General features: G+C 27.2%; 17 protein-coding genes. 14 read left to right on the forward strand and 3 right to left on the reverse strand.

The genetic code is table 11. The annotated features are described in order from the left end of the window. The 9 genes from B3603_RS00925 to B3603_RS00965 all read left to right on the forward strand — a co-directional run. Positions 1 to 294 (forward strand): DUF6054 family protein (locus B3603_RS00925; protein ID WP_291559648.1); only part of this gene is annotated, 294 nt, incomplete at its 5' end. Positions 295 to 779: 485 nt separating this feature from the next. Next, on the forward strand, positions 780 to 1547 hold the full coding sequence (locus tag B3603_RS00930; protein ID WP_291559650.1) for a formate/nitrite transporter family protein: 768 nt from the start codon (positions 780 to 782) through the stop codon (positions 1545 to 1547). Positions 1548 to 1914: 367 nt separating this feature from the next. Then, entirely contained in the window at positions 1915 to 2565 is a 651-nt protein-coding gene (locus B3603_RS00935; protein ID WP_291559652.1) for an L-fuculose-phosphate aldolase, read from the forward strand. A 468-nt stretch (positions 2566 to 3033) separates the two neighbouring features. Beyond that, complete coding sequence (locus B3603_RS00940; protein ID WP_291559654.1) at positions 3034 to 3282, forward strand: hypothetical protein; 249 nt, start codon at positions 3034 to 3036, stop codon at positions 3280 to 3282. A gap of 317 nt (positions 3283 to 3599) precedes the next feature. Continuing rightward, a complete protein-coding gene (locus tag B3603_RS00945; RefSeq protein ID WP_291559657.1) occupies positions 3600 to 4997 on the forward strand; it encodes a hypothetical protein in 1398 nt (465 codons plus the stop codon). 590 nt (positions 4998 to 5587) lie between these two features. Further along, positions 5588 to 6184: an FMN-dependent NADH-azoreductase gene (locus tag B3603_RS00950; protein WP_291559659.1), complete on the forward strand. Its 597-nt coding sequence runs from the start codon at positions 5588 to 5590 to the stop codon at positions 6182 to 6184. A gap of 1251 nt (positions 6185 to 7435) precedes the next feature. After that, entirely contained in the window at positions 7436 to 7930 is a 495-nt protein-coding gene (locus B3603_RS00955) for a hypothetical protein (RefSeq protein WP_291559661.1), read from the forward strand. An 837-nt stretch (positions 7931 to 8767) separates the two neighbouring features. Further along, positions 8768 to 9061: a hypothetical protein gene (locus tag B3603_RS00960; RefSeq protein WP_291559663.1), complete on the forward strand. Its 294-nt coding sequence runs from the start codon at positions 8768 to 8770 to the stop codon at positions 9059 to 9061. A gap of 304 nt (positions 9062 to 9365) precedes the next feature. After that, positions 9366 to 10601, forward strand: coding sequence for a S41 family peptidase (locus B3603_RS00965; RefSeq protein ID WP_291559665.1), 1236 nt, complete (start codon positions 9366 to 9368; stop codon positions 10599 to 10601). A 411-nt stretch (positions 10602 to 11012) separates the two neighbouring features. Here B3603_RS00965 and B3603_RS00970 read toward each other — a convergent pair whose 3' ends face one another. Further along, the gene (locus B3603_RS00970) at positions 11013 to 11588 is read right to left on the reverse strand and encodes a TetR/AcrR family transcriptional regulator (RefSeq protein ID WP_291559666.1); all 576 of its coding nucleotides are present in this window, start codon (positions 11586 to 11588) and stop codon (positions 11013 to 11015) included. Between the two features lie 211 nt (positions 11589 to 11799). Between B3603_RS00970 and B3603_RS00975 the strand changes: the two genes are divergently transcribed. Beyond that, positions 11800 to 12051: a DUF3892 domain-containing protein gene (locus tag B3603_RS00975; RefSeq protein ID WP_291559680.1), complete on the forward strand. Its 252-nt coding sequence runs from the start codon at positions 11800 to 11802 to the stop codon at positions 12049 to 12051. Between the two features lie 281 nt (positions 12052 to 12332). Here B3603_RS00975 and B3603_RS00980 read toward each other — a convergent pair whose 3' ends face one another. Both B3603_RS00980 and B3603_RS00985 read right to left on the reverse strand, forming a co-directional pair. Further along, positions 12333 to 13373: an FAD:protein FMN transferase gene (locus tag B3603_RS00980; protein ID WP_291559668.1), complete on the reverse strand. Its 1041-nt coding sequence runs from the start codon at positions 13371 to 13373 to the stop codon at positions 12333 to 12335. A gap of 93 nt (positions 13374 to 13466) precedes the next feature. Continuing rightward, a complete protein-coding gene (locus tag B3603_RS00985; protein ID WP_291559670.1) occupies positions 13467 to 13928 on the reverse strand; it encodes an FMN-binding protein in 462 nt (153 codons plus the stop codon). A gap of 608 nt (positions 13929 to 14536) precedes the next feature. Here B3603_RS00985 and B3603_RS00990 point away from each other — a divergent pair. The 4 genes from B3603_RS00990 to B3603_RS01005 all read left to right on the forward strand — a co-directional run bounded on the left by B3603_RS00990 (position 14537) and on the right by B3603_RS01005 (position 18590). Further along, entirely contained in the window at positions 14537 to 14932 is a 396-nt protein-coding gene (locus B3603_RS00990; protein WP_291559672.1) for a NusG domain II-containing protein, read from the forward strand. 11 nt (positions 14933 to 14943) lie between these two features. Continuing rightward, the gene (locus tag B3603_RS00995; protein WP_291559674.1) at positions 14944 to 15483 is read left to right on the forward strand and encodes a Gx transporter family protein; all 540 of its coding nucleotides are present in this window, start codon (positions 14944 to 14946) and stop codon (positions 15481 to 15483) included. A gap of 171 nt (positions 15484 to 15654) precedes the next feature. Further along, positions 15655 to 17019: a sigma-54 interaction domain-containing protein gene (locus B3603_RS01000; RefSeq protein WP_291559676.1), complete on the forward strand. Its 1365-nt coding sequence runs from the start codon at positions 15655 to 15657 to the stop codon at positions 17017 to 17019. Between the two features lie 389 nt (positions 17020 to 17408). Further along, positions 17409 to 18590: an acetyl-CoA C-acetyltransferase gene (locus B3603_RS01005; RefSeq protein WP_291559678.1), complete on the forward strand. Its 1182-nt coding sequence runs from the start codon at positions 17409 to 17411 to the stop codon at positions 18588 to 18590. Positions 18591 to 18820 lie beyond the last annotated feature (230 nt).

Genomic DNA, 18820 nt, shown 5'->3' on the forward strand with positions numbered 1-18820 from the left:
CCTAGAGAGGCTTTTGATATTATACAAGATCAAGTGAATGCTGATTTAGTTTATAGTGAATTTAATAGTTTAGATCATGAAAAAGCTACAGGAGTTTTAATTTTTGAAAAATATTTTTTTAGAGTAAGTAATAGAGTGGCACTTGTAGTACTTATAGATAATTTAAAAGGGGATACTGTTGTAAAATCTATTTCTACGGGAAGTTCAGAAGGATTATTTTTAAATTTTGACTGGGGCGCATCAGAAGATTTTGCTTATAGTGTAAAAGATATTATGGAGAAATATATTATTTAAAAATGCTATAAGGAAATGCAAAGCTAGAGAAAAAACATCTAAGAATTTTAGATGTTTTTTTATTCTAATTTTCCACCTCTGGGGAACAGCTTAATCAATGGAAAATTGAAAATAGAGAATTGACAATTGTGATGAAAATTAATTTTGTCAAACTAATTTCTTTGGTTATTTTTTATAAGAAGTTACATAGTAACTTCAAAAATAAATTAATTCTAAATTCCTAGCTTTTGCTGAGAAATATTCGCGATTGTGAATTGAAAAAGTTGTGAGTTAAATAGTTCAAATTATAAACTTGAAAAGTATTAATTATTTTCACATATATGAATTTTAGACTTAGTATAAGCATTATTTATGTGTAACTTAAAATACATAATATTCATACTATTAATAAAAATAACAAAATTCAAAGATTATGTGATAATAATCACATACATTTTAAAGGGATATTGTTATTATATTAACGATAACTTAAGGAGGATTATTATATGTTTATGGATGTAATAGAAAAAATAAGTAATGCAGCTTTAAGTAAAAGTAATTTGTTAAAGAAAAGTAAAGGTAAATATTTAGTTAGTTCTGCTTTAGCTGGAGTTTTTGTTGGATTAGGAGTAATTTTAATCTTTACCATTGGAGGAGTTTTAAATGCTGCCAATTCACCATATACAAAGATAGCTATGGGCATTAGCTTTGGTGTAGCATTAAGCTTAGTAGTTATGGCAGGATCAGATCTTTTTACTGGAAACAATATGGTTATGACTATAGGTAGTTTGGAGAAAAAAGTATCCCCAGGGGAAACAATTAAAGTTTGGATTTTTTGTTTTTTAGGAAATTTGATAGGTTCAGTATTAATTGCAATATTATATGCTTATAGTGGACTTGCTACTGGACCAGTGGCAGAATTTATAGTTAAGGCTTCTGCTGCCAAAATTGCAGCACCTGCACTAGAATTATTTATAAGAGGTATTTTATGTAATATATTAGTTTGCCTTGCTATATGGTGTTCTTTTAAATTAAAAGAAGAAACTTCAAAGTTAATAATGATATTTTGGTGTTTATTTGTATTTATAACATCTGGTTTTGAACATAGTGTAGCAAATATGTCATTACTTGCAATAGGGCTATTAATACCGCATCCAGCATCAATAACAATTAGCGGATATGGATATAACTTATTAATGGTAACTATAGGAAATATGGTAGGAGGTATTGTGTTTGTAGCTTTAGCTTACTGGTATATATCAAAAGATAAATAGTAAAATCTATATATAATATTTAAAGCCTAATAATCTATAATATTGGTTTATATAATAAAAAAACTAGCAGGATATTGCTAGTTTTTTTATTTATAATCATTAATTTTGCAAGCGTAATAGTTATATCTTTAATATAATTATGCAATTTTTCATAGTATAAAATATAACTCAACATAAAACAGCAAAGAAGATAAATATTTCAGGATGAAAGGTAAATAGGTTTCTTAAAAAGCCTTAGAATAATGAATTGATTAAAGGAGTACTGATAGATTGGTTAGAATAGTAGCATGTATTGAGGGTACAAAGATATTATAGAGAATATAAGATAGGCGTTAGATAAAATTTATAATATAGGGGGCTATATATTATGTTAATGGAGAAAGAACGACAGTTACTTGTAGAATATGGACAAAAGCTAATTACTAGTGGATTAACTAAGGGTACTGGAGGAAACCTAAGTATATTCAATAGAGAAGAGAAGCTTATGGTAATTACACCTACAGGAATGGACTATTTTAAAACTAAACCAGAAGATATAGTTGTTATGAATTTAGAAGGAGAAATAGTGGATGGTAATCGTATGCCTTCAAGTGAGTATGAGATGCATAAGATTTTTTATGAAAATCGAGAAGATATAAATGCAATAATTCATACTCATACAGTGTACGCTACTACATTAGCTTGTTTGAATTGGGAGCTTCCACCAGTACATTACTTAGTAGCTTTAGCAGGACATAATGTAAGATGTGCAAAATACGCAACATATGGAACAAAAGAATTAGCAGAAAATGCACTTGAAGCTATGAAAGATAGAAGAGCAGTTATATTAGCAAATCATGGATTATTAGCAGGCGCTAATGATTTATTAAATGCATTTAATATTGTAGAAGAAATAGAATATTGCTCAGAAATATATTGTCGTGTTAAATCAATAGGTGATCCAGTTATATTACAAAAAGAAGAGATGGATTTAATGGTTGAAAAATTCAAAACCTACGGACAAAAAAGTGAGGATTAATTCAAAATTTACAACTCACAATTAAAGTTAAAATTAATTTCTTTAAATAGTTTTTTGTGAGAAACATAATTGTCAGTTTTCCACCTCAGGGGAACTTAATCAATTAAGAATTGAAAATGGAGAATTGACAATTGTGGTAGAAATTAATTCTTACAAATTAATTTCTTTAAATAGATTTTTCAGTAAAAGTGACTGCGTCACTTTAAAAAGAAATAAATTTAAAACTTCTCTTATAAAAGAGAAGTATCAATAATTGTGAATTTTGCATTATGAATTGTGAATTAAAAAGTTATAAATAAGCCAGCAGTTTTAATTTATAAAACTGCTGGCTTATTTGTGTAGAACTTTATTGGAAGCTATTACATAGTTATATAAAAATAAGAATATATTTTTAGAGGACTAATAAAGAAAAAATGAACCTACAAAAAATAAATTATTCATTTGATACAAATTTAGGAGGTGAGAATTATGATTACAGCCCTTACATTATTAATAATTTTTGCGGTATTTGCTTTAATATGTATTATTTTTAAATTTGTAGGTAGCATAATTTTAATAGCATTGTTATTATTCTTAGTTATAGCAGTTGGTATAGGGTTAATTGGAATGATGGGAGGAGCAGTAGTTGGTATGTTAGCCTTTCTGCCCCAAATTATAATAGCAATAATAATTGTAGCATTAATAGCTTATGCAATAGATAAGAGTAATAAAAAATAGAAGTACCATAATGAATTTTATTTAGATATGTGAAAGAAAATAATAAGTCAAAGATGTTAGTTCTAGTTTATATCAGATAAATTGCAGCCACTCTCCATAGTGATGCTATGGATGGTGGCTGATAAAGTAGTATGGTATAAAATGATTTAATATACTGACCTGTTATTTTTTGATATGGCTTATTTAATGTAAGATTTTAAAACCAAATACTTCTTTTTACATATTATACAGTAAGCACTTTTAGGAGGCTGAAATAAATATACTAGTATATTTACTAATTATGTTTTCAGTATACATTATGTAAAAGAGGTGAAAATGTGGAGATACAATTAGGGATAGTTCATATAATATACTTGGTGATGGTAATAATAATATTACTATCTTTAGGCTTTAAGAAAAATATTTCTTTAGCTTGTATTATTGGAATTGTACTAATAGCTTTTTCAGCTACAAATTCTATAATTGATTCTATAAAAGTTATATTTGATAGCTTTCTATATGCATATCGGCAGCTAGGTGGTACTATATTAATTATTTCTGTAATCAGTGGATTTAGTAAGTTACTTACAGTTACTAAAATTAATACTGTAATAGTTAAACCTTTTGAGAAATTTGTAAAAACACCTTTTGTGGCTTATTGGGGAGTAGGAATATTTTTTATGATAATTTCTTGGTTTTTTTGGCCTTCTCCTGCAGTTGCTTTAATTGGAGTAGTAGTACTTCCTGTTATGATTAAAGCGGGACTTACTCCTATGTCAGTAGCAATCTGTCTTAATATTTTTGGTAGTGGTCTTTCATTATCAGGAGATTATGTGATTCAAGGAGCCCCAAAACTAACTTCTGAAGCAGCAGGTATATCTGTACAGGCAGTTCTTTCTGCTAGTATACCTATCGTAATTGTAATGGGAGTAACTACCACAGTATTAGCTTATTATTATATAAGAAAAGAGCAGAAAGAAAATATTTCCTTAGATATGAATGAAGAAGTAGAAGAAGTTATTGTTGATGAAGAATATGAAGAAGTAAGATTGAGTAAAAGAATGAAAAATATTAATGCAGCAATAATAGTTATAGCATATATAATTGATATTTTAATTCTTTATTTTTTAAAACTTCAAGGGAATGAGGCAACGGCTTTAATTGGTGGAACATCAATAGCATTAATTATAATAATTTCTCTAATATCCTATAAAGAAAAAGGACTTGATAAAATACCAGATTTTTTAGTGGAAGGCTTTAAATTTGGATTTACTGTATTTGGTCCAGTAATTCCTATAGCAGCATTTTTCTATATGGGAACAGGTGGATTTAGATATTTATTTGGAGAGATTGCTTCAGTGGGTGTTGATGGAATTGTAAGTGATTTAGGTATGGCTTTAGCACAATTAGTACCTATGAATGGTGCAGTGGCATCTATAACAACTACAATTATAGGAGGAATAACAGGATTAGATGGATCAGGTTTTTCAGGATTAGGTCTTGTAGGAGCAATTGCAAGACTTTTGGGAACATCCCTTGGACATGGAATAGATACATTAGCTGCTTTAGGGCAAGTATCTGCTATATGGGTAGGAGGAGGAGCGCTAGTACCTTGGACAATTATACCCTATGCAGTAGTTTGTGGAGTTAGTCCTTATGAACTTGCAAGAAAAAATATGAAACCTGTTATTATAGGACTATTAATAACTACAATTTTTACAATGTTTTTACTGTAATTTATATTTATAACCTAACTTTTATTTTTATATTAAGAGTTAGGTTTTTTTATTTCTGAACTCAATAAATATAAAGCAACTAAGAGTTTTATGAAAAGAGTAGATGATATCTTGTTTGTAGAGATAAAAGCAAGGTCTTAAGGGTATGAAATTTACTATAGAAGTTACTAATGCTATAAGTAAAAAAATTAATTAAGAGTTAAAATTATTCATTTTAAAAAATATGGTTATTTAAAAGTCATAACTGAATTTATGGCTTTTTATTTTCTAGCTTTGAAAGTTCCATGAAAATTTGATGTTAGAATAAAGGTTAAACAACATAGATTTTTTCTTGAATAAGATAAAATTTAAGAGTAAAATATTTGCAATGTATTCTAAGGAAATATCTTATTAGAAATAAGATAGTATTAGCCTAGTTAAAAATTAAATTTATTGATATTATTACTAATTATTGATAAAGTTAATAAAAGATATTTTTTACAAAGGAAGAATATCATAAGAGGAATTTAGCAAAAATAATAGAGTATTACATTTGATCTAACTGGAGATCAATGTTTCTAAAAATATTAAATTGTAAAGGAGTAAGAGATATGAGTAAAGTATTATATATTAAGGCAAACATTAAAAATGATGGAGAGTCAAGAACATTTAAAGTAGCAGATAGCTTTGTAGAAGAATATAAGAAGAGCAATCCAGAAGATGAGGTAATTATATTAGACTTATATAAAGAAAATATAGACTTTTTAAGACCAGAGGATATAGGAAAAATATTTGGACCTAAAGATGAGGAAAGCAAGAATAATCCAATATTAAAATATGCATATCAATTTGCAGAAGCAGATAAATATATAATTGCAGCACCAATGTGGAATTTAAGCATCCCTGCAATATTAAAAGCTTATATAGACTATGTAAGTGTAACAGGAATAACTTTTAAATATACTCCAGAAGGTCCAATTGGACTTTTAGATAATAAAAAAGCTGTACACATAGTAGCTAGAGGTGGAGAATATGGTAATGCTCCATATGAGATGGGAGACAGATATCTAAGAACTATATTAGGATTCTTTGGAATTAAACAAATAGAAACTATTGCTATAGAAAATTTAGACGTTGTTGGTGTAGATATTCAAGAAAAACTTGAAGAAGGAATAAGAGAAGCTAAGAAAATTGCACAAGAATTTTAGATTTTATGAAGATAAAAGGCAACAGAATTTAATAATACCCTAACAATAAATTTATAATATTATAATTAAAGCTCAACTTACTGATGTTATGAAAACCGTACCTTAAATAGGTGCGGTTTTTGCTTAGCATATTATTAAGATATACCACTTCTAAATTTAATCTATCTCTGAAAATAATTAACACTTATTAGTATTGTGACTAAAACTACTAAATTCACGGTTCACAATTCATAATTTAGGACATTTTTCGGTTATCACTGAGAAATTTAGAATTGATTAACCGTAGCGGCGAACAGTGTTCGTCATATATTATTGAATAAATATTAAACTATAAGACGTATTAAAAAGAACTGACGTACATTGTTCATCCCTACAATAAAACACTAGCATTTGTATTGCCAGTTCTCCGCCTCTGGGGAACAGTAGTGAAACCCTTTAGGGTTCCCCTGAGGTGCAGTATAGCTTGGAATAATACTAATGATTTAAACTAATATCGTGAAAAAATAACATATGAAAATATTTTTATCAAGAAGTTACTTTATCGCTTTTAAAAGGAATAAGTTCAAAATTTCTCTTATAAAAGAAAAGTATCAATAATTGTCCATTGTTAATCGTCAATTTTCAATTTCATATTAATGTAAACTTAAATAATTTAATAGCAGAATTTTATACTTCTTAAAGTTCTCTTGTTTATTGCAGACGATATACTTTAAAGCCTAGCCCTTATTTTTATGTTAAGGGTTAGGTTCTTTGTGTTAAATTTTCTTAACAAATAGATAAAATTTCGATTTTAGCTTGTTTTACTTAATATTTGAATTAGTTATATGTGAAATTCAAAGTTATCTCTCTACTCCTCAATAAATCATAAATAATAATTTATTTACAACGCACTTAGTGATTTGAATAGTTTTTCTATTAGGAATATATTTGATTGATATTAAATATATATCATAATTGTAGATTGTGGTAAGAGAGAAGTATCGCAAAGGCGTTATCCAATAATTATGATAAGGTCGTAGTTATAGATCGTAATGAAAAAATCCTGAAGATTTAGGATTGATTTTAATGGATAAAGAAAAAAAGATATAAATTAATTCATTTAACTTTTAAAGCTAATTTTGTATCATAAAACTTAAAACTATCAATATAGGGATAGTTACCATTAATAAAAGCTTACTATTTAATTAGTATGTCTTTAGATAGATTACAAACCTTACTGGCCTTTGTTTTAATTGGAGGAATAAAAATAATATGTGGAAAAACTTTATCGCATTAATATTAATATTGACATTAGTATCATCTTTAATTTTTAGTAAAATATGTTATGGTGAAAGCTATGTAGAAATAAAAGATTTAATATTTAATGCACAGGATTTTGACAAAAAGATTGTAAAAATTAAGGGTGAAGCCATTGATGAAATTATAAAGAACGGAAAAGACTGTCAGATAAATATAAGTGATGGCAAAAATATTATTGAGATATATGGTAAGAGAAAAAAGGCTTTTATAATTGAAACTTTAGGACGATATGACAAAGTAGGAGATAAGGTAGAGATAGTTGGTAATTTTAATAGAGTATGTGAGGAGCATAATGGTGATATGGATATTCACTATAATTCTATAAGCGTTATAGAAAAAGGAAGGGATGTGCAACATGAGGTTAAAAAATATAAGGTTTACTCATCTTTAACGCTATTTATATTAACGGCAGCCATCTCTTTTGTAACTTATAGAAAAATAAAATAGTATTTTAAATTAATGCTATAAGCTATTTAAGATGAACTTTTATAATTTAACAAAATATATCTTAAGAAGAGTTATTATAAATATTGAAAAATCTCTAAGAATTTATATGCTTGGAGATTTTTTATTTTAATGAAAAGATTAAGGTTATATTCATAGCAAGTAAAATCTTCATCTTACTAAGAGACTTAATGATACGAATAATTTGCAAATTAAGAATTATAATAATATGCTGTTATATTAAAAGTACCCTATACAGTGGTCATTTAAAAAGTCTACTTTATAGGGTGCTTTTTTTGCATATTTATTGTTTTATTTTTTAATTTCAAGTGTAATATATTTGTATAAAATCATATTTATTACAATAGAAATGTTATAATACTTATGTAAATCTTATAGCATTTATAAATTATTAAAGGATATTTGTAATATTAATTAATATTTAAGATTGTGAAAGAGATAAATTATAATATCTTTAGTGATTGTAATATAGATAGTAAATAATAACATAACTATATGATATAGAAGAGTATAAGCAAAATTTAACTATTCAATTAGCTGAAAAGAAGAACTTAAAGAAGATAAAGAATTTAAAATAAGGTTGCAATCGTAGAATTTTGTGAAGTGTATATAAAACCGAGGACAATTTATGAAAAATTTATTTTTGGTTGAGCCTAATAAAAAATATCAAAAGATTTTTGGAAATTATGCTCTAACATACATAAGAATAAATGCTCATCAAAAATGAAATTAGCTTATGTTATAGATTACCTTAAAAATTAATATAAATATAATAAATAGAATTTGAAGCTAAATTAAAAATTTTAAGGAGAGACATTTATGAAAAAGAAACTTTTATTATCAAGTATTGTAATTATTATAGCTTTATTTATGTTTACTGGCTGTATTCCTGGAGATGGAGCTGCTACTATCACAAAACCAGCAGGTTTTTTCTCAGGAATTTGGCATGGATGGGTGGCACCAATTTCACTTATAATAGGTATTTTTAATAAGAGTATTAGAGTTTATGAAGTTGTAAATACTGGTTGGTGGTATGATTTTGGGTTTTATATAGCTATTATCAGTGGTTTCGGAGGATTATCCTTATGTAGGAAGAATAAAAAAGATAAATAAAAACTCATACATTTAATCTCTAATATTAATATACCTGTGAAAATAATTGCTTTTTTAGTAGTATAGTTAGAACTTTAAGCAATTGAAAATTGATAATGGATAATTATGGTTGAAATTAATTCTTACAAATTAATTTCTTTAATAGATTTTTTAATGAAAGAGAATTATAACTCAATAGTGAACTATAAATTGAAAATTTAACAGTCTCAAATATGATGCCGAGAAATATAAATTATTTTCATATATTACTTTATAATAATAGGGTATAGGTAATTTGTTACCAAGATAAGAAAGGGGCAGGGGTATGAAGAAAAGATTATCAATAATATCGATAATTTTATTTGTATTTATTGCTTGTGGATATATGATATATAAGCCATACAATAGTAATATTACTAATGATGTGCAGCTAACTGAAGAGGAAAAATTAGAAGATTTTGAGTACATGCATGCCATACTTAAAGAGAATTATCCATATTTCGAAGTAAATAAGAGATTAAATGGAATAGATTGGTTATCAAAAAAAGATGAATACATTGATAGAATAAAAGCTACTACTAATGATGACACGTATTTTAATGAGTTAAATAGTATATTATCTGAGCTTAAAAATGGACATACAAATACGTTAGATAAATGGTTTTATTCATATGCTAAAGACATTTATGAAAGGGATAAAAAATTTAACAAAGCATGGGTAAAACAATTGAATAATCCAAAGGCAATAAATAGATATTCAAATATTCCAGAATCTAAAGGTAGATTTGAAGGTTCAGAAAATAATATAATAGCAGACAATATTAAAACCCATACTTTTGAAAAGGAAAAGATAGGATATTTAGCTATACATTCTTTTAATACATTTAACATTGAAGAAGATATGAAAACAATTAAACCTTTTCTAGAGTCTATTAAGGATTATAAAGGATTAATAATTGATATAAGGGGCAATGGTGGAGGAGATACTAGATATTGGAGTAATAATATAGTACCAATGCTTATTAATAACAAAGTAAAATGCATTCACTATAGTGCATTTAGAGGTGGAGATTTTACAGAGGCATTTTTAGAGTCTAGACGTGGAGTAGGATATGGAGGTTCGGGATCAATTTCTGATATTACTGGAGGAAAGCTAAAAAATATACCTCCAGAATTAAGTAAAGATTTTAAATACTACGATGAGTTTAGAATAATATTAAATCCTAAAAATTCTATAGGATTCAATGGTAAGATTTACTTACTTACTGATGGTGGTGTTTTTTCTGCAGCTGAGGCATTTTCAGTTTTTGCTAAAAGCACGGAATTTGCTACTTTAGTAGGAGAGACAACAGGTGGAGATGGCATTGGAAGTGATCCAGCAGTATGTACTTTACCGAATAGTGGTTATGTGTTTCGTTTTACAAAAGAGATGGGACTTACCTCAGATGGTACATGTAATTTTGAGCATAAGACAGTACCAGATATAAAAGTATCAGCAAAAATAGGGGTGAACTTTAACGAGGATGAAGCAATACAAACAGTATTAAAACTTTTGAAGTAAAAACTATATGAACTTTATATTTTAATAAAAAAATTATAATTATTTAGAAGAACATAGTAATTATAGGGTTCCTTAATGAAAATTTAACTTATACATGATTTTAATTTCCATAATAAAATTTTTACAATGAATTAAAAATTAAGAATGAATAATGAAGAATTATGGTTAAAACTCCATCGTTAAAACCTTTGGAGTTTTTTAAAATAAACTTGATTTTAGAAATTCACTAACAGTGAATTTCATCCTAAATTTTTCATTTTTAATTATTAATCATTAATTTCTAAGAGGTTAATCTATTTTCATAGAAAATTTATTTTCCAGAGTATATATTAAGTTTTCGCATTGTATCCCTATAAATATTGCATATAACTAATAACAAAAAGTCGTGAATTATCACGACTTTTTAATATCTTAACTAACTTCTTTTTTATAACCTAAATTTAGAATCAATTGATTTAAAAATTCTATATTTTTTTCTTTTTCCTCAGTATGAGCTTCAATCATAGTGTAAATCGTAGCTAATAAGGTTTCAACTAATCTAATATTACAATTACATTCTATGGAAGAAGTATAATCCTTAGAAAAATCATTAAAAATTCTATCTATTAGACTTATAATATTCTTCTCCATTTCAACATTTGATTCAGTTTGACTTTTATTAGTAAGATCAGCTTTAATAAGCTCTTTGTTTAATACATATCTTTCCTCTATGCTTTCATAAAGTATTTTGATACAAGAGGCTGCTTTATATTTATCCTCTGATTCTGTTAAAGTTTGAAGTTTGAGAAAAGTTTTTTCTAAGTTATCTTCTAATATTCTTATAAAAAGCTTACTTTTGTTTGAAAAATAATTATAAATTGTTCCTGTAGATATATTACACTTTTTAGAAATAAGTTTCATATCTACCTTTTCATATCCTCTTTGAATAAATAATTCTTTTGCACAATTAATTATCGAACCCTCAATATCACTAACAGCGTTAGTCACTTTACCACCTCGTAATAATATAATCCTTTTTTATATATAATAATGATTATAATGTCGGTCATCATGTTTTGTCAATAATATAAGACAAGCCTTATTTAAATAGAATAATTTTTAGCTATATAAAACATAATATTCATAAGGAGTGATAAATATGAAGAGATTTTTCCCAGAAGATAATATGCCACAGAGCATCAGTAATATGAGTAATATGATGAAATCTTCAGATATACCTAAAGAAAATAATATAACAATATCTAAGGTTAGAAAAAACTCTGAGGGAGATATTACTGATGTAATGCTTTCTAATGAAAAAATATATCCCATAACAGAGGCTGTTGAGATGGCAAAAGAGGGATTAATAAATGGGGTAAATGTAAGTAGAGCTAAAAATGGAAGAGAATATTTAAAAAGTAATCCTAACGGAACAGAAGAAGATAATTTAAGCAATAAACCTACATTTTAAAAAACTACATTTATTATTAAATTATAGAAATAAAATAATTAAGGAGGAAATTAATTGATCTTAAATTAATTTCCTCCTTAAATTTCTATTATTTCAATTCACAACTTCTCCCATAAAGGAGAAGTATTCACAATTCTTCATTCTTCATTATTAATTCTTAATTAATAAGAATGTCTATTGTCCATAGTCAATTCTCAATTATATAAGCTAGAAATTTAAATAATTTAATAATCCAATCATATAAATATATAGATTGAATTTGAATGTAGCACATCTACATATTATTCTACTAGCTTATAATTATTATTAGTTAGTTTAAAATCATTTTTCAGCCCATTAGTTAAATATATTTCATTATCTTTTGTGATAAATATAGCCTCAATATCTTCTAATGAATTTATAAACTCTAATCCTTTTTCTCTTCCTAAAGCAAAGGCATATGTAGATAATCCATCTCCATCCATAGATTTATCGCTTATGATAGTTGCACTTAAAAGATCACTTTCATAAGGATATCCAGTTTTAGGATCTAATATATGATGATAAACCTTTCCATCTACTTCTAAAAATCTTTCATATGTACCAGAGGTTACTATAGATTTATCATTGACTAATATGTTACCAACAGTATCAGTAGAGCCTCCATTAGGATCTTGAATGCCTATTTTCCATTGCTTACCATTAGGTTTATTTCCTAAGATATATAGATTTCCTCCTAAATTAATCATTGCACTTTTAACACCATTATCAACTAAAAGATTTTTCATTTCATCAGCAGCATATCCTTTAGCAATTCCACCTAGGTCAATAATCATATTTGGATTCTTTAAGAAAATGCTATTTTTTTCACTGTCTAAAATAACATCATTATAATTTATAAGAGATTTTTTTTCTATAATTTCTTTTTCATTAGGGACTCTAGCATTTTCACTGCCAATTCCCCAAAGCTTAACTATAGGACCTATTGTTATGTCGAAGTTACCATTAGAAATCTTACTGTAATAAAGTCCACTTTCTACTATGGTGAAGGTATCTTTTCCTACAACTGTAGCTTCTTTACCAGACATTTCATTAACCTTATCAAGTTCTGTACCCTCTTTATTTATACTTACTTTATTTTCTAAATCCTTTAATCTATCAAAGGCTTTATCAAGTATGGAAGTATCCTTTGAGTCAAAAATCTGAATAGTACATACTGTTCCCATAACTACTTCCGTATGAGATATAGGTTCTTTAGTGCTAGAATTAGAGGATGAACATCCAGATAAAATGGTAATAGATAAGATTAGTAATGATAAGACATATAATTTAAATTTTTTCATATATATCCTCCAAAGTTTAATTTTTACTATTTATTTTTTAAAATCAAAGACTTTAGGAATAATTCCTAAAGTCTCTTATTTGCGTTTTATAACTTATTTTTTAGCAGCTTTAACTACAACTGTGTCAGTTTTACCTTTTTCAGCAGCTTTTAAAGCTTCTTTTGATAAATTCTTGAAATCCTCAGTTGAATGAGTTGCTCCAGTTATGTTATCAACATCAGCTGGGTTTCCTTTTTCAACTAAAGCTTTGTTAAAGTCAGCAGAGAATTTTGATGGCCAAGTCTCGCTAGCACCTTTCATATTTTTCTCATAATCAGCATCTTGAGACTTAAGTTTTCCTTCTTCATTTACATAGTCTGCATTAGACTCAGAAATCTTTCCATCAGCTACTTTTAATTCAACAAAAGCTTTCCAGCCATGTTCGTCCATTTCAGAATATTCGGCTTTGTATTGTCCATCTTTTAATTCTTTTGATGCTGAAGAAGATCCACATCCTACTAATACTGTTGCAGCTAATAATGTTGCAGAAACAACACTCACTAATTTTTTATTCATTTCAAAATCCCTCCTGTGAAATTCACATTCATTTTAGAAATATTATATTAATTACTATGTGGATATATGTAATTTTCACATAGTAAGTATGGAAACTAAGTTAATAATTAGAAAAATAGCTTATATTAGGTAATTTTATTAAAACATTTACAAAAAGTAAAGCAAATTATGATTTTTAATGATAATTTATAGAATTATTAGAAATTCTTCACTAAAATGTATATTAAAGCTAAGTATCTATTTATATTACAACAGATTTTACGGAAAATTTCAATAATTTTATGATTATTTTTACAATTAATTTTGTGACAATATTTTATTTTTTATATTTTTAATATAACTTAAGTTAGATAATAAAATTTAATTAAGTTAAATTTTATCAATAATTACATTAAAAAATTTAAGAGAAGATAGCAGTTTTATGCTATGATATTATTATACTTATTATAGTATGAATCTTAACAATATTTATAAATATTATTAAGATGTTAAAATTATAACATAATATGAGCTATTATAAAATAAAAATATTTAAAGAGTTAATAGAAATATGTCTAATTATTATATATTATAATAAATAAAACTAGAAAGAGATGGATGAGAAGCATATGAAAATAATTAAGAAATTAGATATAATAGTTATTTCTCTATTATTTATAGCATCCTTTATTCCACATTGTATCTTTTGGATGACCTCAGAAGACAACAATTATGTATATGCGAAAATTACTGTAGAAGGAAAAGAGTATAAGAATATTAGATTGGACAACCATAAAGGGGAAGAAGTGTTTAATATTAAAACTAGTAAAGGATATAATATGATAAAGGTTGTGGATAATAAGATAGCTATAGTTGAGGCTGATTGTCCAGATAAGATTTGTTTAAAGCCTGGATATATTAGTAAGGTAGGAGAAACAGCAGTTTGCTTACCTCATAAAGTTGTAGTAGAAATTAAAGGAAGGGCAAATATTGATGATGAAGAAACAGACTTTATATCTGGTTAGAGGTGAAGAAAATGAAGAAAACTACTAAATTAGTATATATATCTTTGCTCATTGCTCAGGCTTTAGCATTACATATTATTGAAGGAATGCTACCTATACCATTTATTACTCCTGGTGCAAGATTGGGACTTTCAAATATTATTACTGTAATAGCACTATATACCTTAAGCTATAAAGAAGCTTTTACAGTTTTAGTAGTTAGAATTTTGCTTTCAGTAATGTTTGGAGGAAGCATATCAAGATTGTTATATAGTTTAGGTGGCGCATTCTTTAGCTTTGCATCAATGGTAATTGCAATTAAAGTATTTAAAGATAAACTTAGTATTATTGGAGTTAGCGCTACTGGAGCAATCTTTCATAATGTGGGACAACTACTTGTGGCATCATATATAGTAGAAACTTTAGGGGTTATGTTGTACTTACCTATAATGACAATTGCAGGTATAGGTACAGGGATTTTTGTAGGATTAACCTGTAACTTTGCATTAAATCATTTATATAAGGTTAATAATAAAAATAATTTAGGATTTATAACAAAAGATAGAGCATAATAAAACTTAGAATAATGGACAATTGACGATTATGGATGAAATTAGTACCTATTATAAAAAGTTACTGTGTAACTTCAAAATAAATCAATTAAAAACTTCTCCAATAAAGGAGAAGTATCAATAATTCTCCATTCTCCATTGTCAATTTTCAATTGTATAAGGGGTGGCAGCATGAAAATAGATGAAAAAATACTTAATAGTATATTTAACAGTTTAGAAGAATGTATCGTTATTGTAGATTTAAATGGCAAAATTATAATGATGAGTAATGTATATAAAAAATTTTTGGAGTGTGATAACCCTGAAGGAAAACATGTTACAGATGTAATACCTAATACTAAATTACATATAGTAGCTGAAACAGGTGAAAAAGAAGTTGGAGAGATCCAAGAAGTTAATGGACATAAAATGATTTCCATGAGAGCACCACTTATTAATGAAGGAAAAGTTATTGGCGCTATAGGAAAAGTTATGTTTAAAGATTTAAGTAATTTTAAGATATTAAGCAGTAAAATTTCTAATTTAGAAAAAGAATTAGAATACTATAAGAATGAATTTAATGAAGAAAAAAAAGCTAAACATACCTTTAATAACTTAATAGGAAAAAGTGTTAAGTTTACTAATGCTATTAATTTAGCTAAAAAAGTAGCTAAGGGAGACTCTAGTGTACTTATTACAGGAGAAAGTGGTACAGGAAAAGAATTAGTAGCTCAAGCCATACATAATGGAAGTAAGAGATGCTTCAAGCCCTTTATAAAAATTAATTGTGCAGCAATTCCATCAGAGCTTTTTGAATCTGAGATGTTTGGATATGAAGAAGGAGCTTTTACTGGAGCAAGAAAAAGTGGGAAGAAAGGTCTATTTGAATATGCAAATGGAGGTACTATTTTACTTGATGAAATAGGAGATATGCCTTTGAATATGCAAGTAAAGCTTCTAAGAGTGCTCCAAGAGAGAGAATTAGTTAGAGTAGGTGGGAATGAAGTAAAAAAAATAGATGTTAGAGTTATAGCTTCCACTAATAAGTCACTTTTAGAGTTAATAGAACAAGGTAAGTTTAGAGAAGATTTATATTATAGATTAAATGTTATGCATATAAATCTTCCACCACTAAGAGAAAGACCTGAGGATATTGAGCCATTGTGTGAAAGACTTAGTATAAATCTTTGTAATAGATATGGAATTTATTCAGAAGGTGTGTCAAAGGAAGCGTTAGAATACTTAAAAGCTTATAATTGGCCTGGTAATGTAAGGCAGCTTGAAAATGTTTTAGAAAGAGCTATAAATTTATTAGATACAGAACTTTTTATACTTCCAAAACATCTTCCAGAGAAAATACTAAAATGCAAAAGTAAAAATTATGCATTGAATGAAGGGGGGACATTAAAGGATATAGTAGAAGAAGTTGAAAAGGATATTATTATAGAAACTTTAGATAAAACTGATGGAAATAAAAATAAGGCTGCTGAGATGTTAGGATTAAGTAGAACAGGATTATATAAAAAACTTAAAAGATATAATTTAGAAAGTTTATAAGTGTTAACAAAAGTATACATGTAAACTAAGTTTACGTGTATACTTTTGTTTTTACAAATTTCCTTTAATTTTGATATTTAAACTTTAAAAGGAAAAACAATGGGTAAAATATGAAATAAAAAACCACCAAACCGTTGAAAGTACTTATAGTGATAATGTTAACAAAGATGTCAGTATATTAACAAAATTGTTAATATAAACACAAAACATTTCAGTGTAAACTTAGTTTACACTTGCTTTTTTTTGAGATTTGGAGCAATATAGGTATTGTGCGTGTTTAAAGAGAATATAAAAGTTGGCACAGTTTTTGCTTGTATATATTTATGCGAAAATGATTAATTAATTAAAATTTATCATAAATATGTGAAGTTTATTGGAGGATGAATAGTATGAGAGAAGTAGTAATAGTAAGTGCTGTAAGAACACCAGTAGGAGCATTTGGAGGAAGTTTATCTAAATTTTCAGCAGTAGAATTAGGAACAATTGCTGCAAAAGAAGCTATTAAAAGAGCAGGTATAAAACCAGAAATAATAGAAGAAGCTATTATAGGTAATGTTTTAACTGCAGGACTTGGACAAAATCCAGCTCGTCAAGTGGCATTAAAAGCAGGATTATGTGAAGAGTCAAGTGCAATAACTATCAATAAAGTTTGTGGTTCAGGACTTAGAGCAGTAAGCATGGCAGCTCAAATGATAAAAGCTGGAGATGCAGATGTAATTCTTGCTGGAGGAACAGAAAGTATGAGTAATGCGCCATATGTTCTTCCAAACAACAGATGGGGTCAAAGAATGGGAAATGGAAACGTTGTAGATACTATGATCAACGATGGTTTATGGGATGCTTTCAATGATTACCATATGGGAATTACAGCAGAAAATATAGCAGAGAGATGGAACTTAACAAGAGAAATGCAAGATGAGTTTGCATTAAACAGTCAATTAAAAGCAGAAGAAGCAATAAAAATGGGAAGATTTAAAGATGAAATAGTTCCAATAGAGATTCCTCAAAGAAAAGGAGAACCTATTATATTTGATACAGATGAATTCCCAAAAGCTAATATGACAATAGAGAAATTAGCTAAATTAAAACCTGCTTTCAAAAAAGATGGAACAGTAACAGCAGGAAATGCTTCAGGAATAAATGATGGTGCAGCTATGATTATAGTTATGTCTAAAGAAAAAGCCGATGAATTAGGAATAAAACCATTAGCTACAATAAAATCATATGCTTCTTCAGGATTAGATCCACAAATAATGGGATATGGACCGGTTCCAGCTACAAGAAAAGCATTATCAAAAGCTAATTTATCAGTGGAAGACATAGATTTAGTAGAAGCAAATGAAGCTTTCGCAGCTCAATCTTTAGCAGTAGTTAAAGACTTAAACCTAGATACAAGTAAAGTAAATGTAAATGGTGGAGCGATAGCAATTGGACATCCAGTAGGAGCTTCAGGTGCTAGAATACTAACAACATTAATACATGAAATGATAAAAAGAGATGCAAAAACTGGTTTAGCTACATTATGTATAGGTGGCGGACAAGGTACTGCATTAGTAATTGAAAGACAATAAAAAATAGATAACCCTATCACACTATAAATTATGAAAATGTTACGTTTAAATGAAAGAGTCAGTATATAACTGGCTCTTTTTTCTATACATATATTTAATATTAATAAATGACTTAAATTTATAATTTTAAGGAATACTTATAGATGTAGCACTTTTAGGTTAATCTATGCATTTATATAATTGTGTTATCAAATCATTTCAATTCATTATTAGTATAAAATTGATAATTG

Origin of the sequence: Clostridium sp. UBA2485 (genome assembly GCF_002341865.1) — a bacterium.
Classification (GTDB): domain Bacteria; phylum Bacillota; class Clostridia; order Clostridiales; family Clostridiaceae; genus Clostridium_J.

Coding starts and splice junctions, on each gene's coding strand:
- B3603_RS00935 (WP_291559652.1), top strand. CDS start 1,915: ATGTTAATGGAGAAAGAACGACAGTTACTTGTAGAATATGGACAAAAG.
- B3603_RS00965 (WP_291559665.1), top strand. CDS start 9,366: ATGAAGAAAAGATTATCAATAATATCGATAATTTTATTTGTATTTATT.
- B3603_RS00975 (WP_291559680.1), top strand. CDS start 11,800: ATGAAATCTTCAGATATACCTAAAGAAAATAATATAACAATATCTAAG.
- B3603_RS00985 (WP_291559670.1), bottom strand. CDS start 13,928: ATGAATAAAAAATTAGTGAGTGTTGTTTCTGCAACATTATTAGCTGCA.
- B3603_RS00950 (WP_291559659.1), top strand. CDS start 5,588: ATGAGTAAAGTATTATATATTAAGGCAAACATTAAAAATGATGGAGAG.
- B3603_RS00960 (WP_291559663.1), top strand. CDS start 8,768: ATGAAAAAGAAACTTTTATTATCAAGTATTGTAATTATTATAGCTTTA.
- B3603_RS00955 (WP_291559661.1), top strand. CDS start 7,436: ATGTGGAAAAACTTTATCGCATTAATATTAATATTGACATTAGTATCA.
- B3603_RS01005 (WP_291559678.1), top strand. CDS start 17,409: ATGAGAGAAGTAGTAATAGTAAGTGCTGTAAGAACACCAGTAGGAGCA.
- B3603_RS00980 (WP_291559668.1), bottom strand. CDS start 13,373: ATGAAAAAATTTAAATTATATGTCTTATCATTACTAATCTTATCTATT.
- B3603_RS00990 (WP_291559672.1), top strand. CDS start 14,537: ATGAAAATAATTAAGAAATTAGATATAATAGTTATTTCTCTATTATTT.
- B3603_RS01000 (WP_291559676.1), top strand. CDS start 15,655: ATGAAAATAGATGAAAAAATACTTAATAGTATATTTAACAGTTTAGAA.
- B3603_RS00940 (WP_291559654.1), top strand. CDS start 3,034: ATGATTACAGCCCTTACATTATTAATAATTTTTGCGGTATTTGCTTTA.
- B3603_RS00995 (WP_291559674.1), top strand. CDS start 14,944: ATGAAGAAAACTACTAAATTAGTATATATATCTTTGCTCATTGCTCAG.
- B3603_RS00930 (WP_291559650.1), top strand. CDS start 780: ATGTTTATGGATGTAATAGAAAAAATAAGTAATGCAGCTTTAAGTAAA.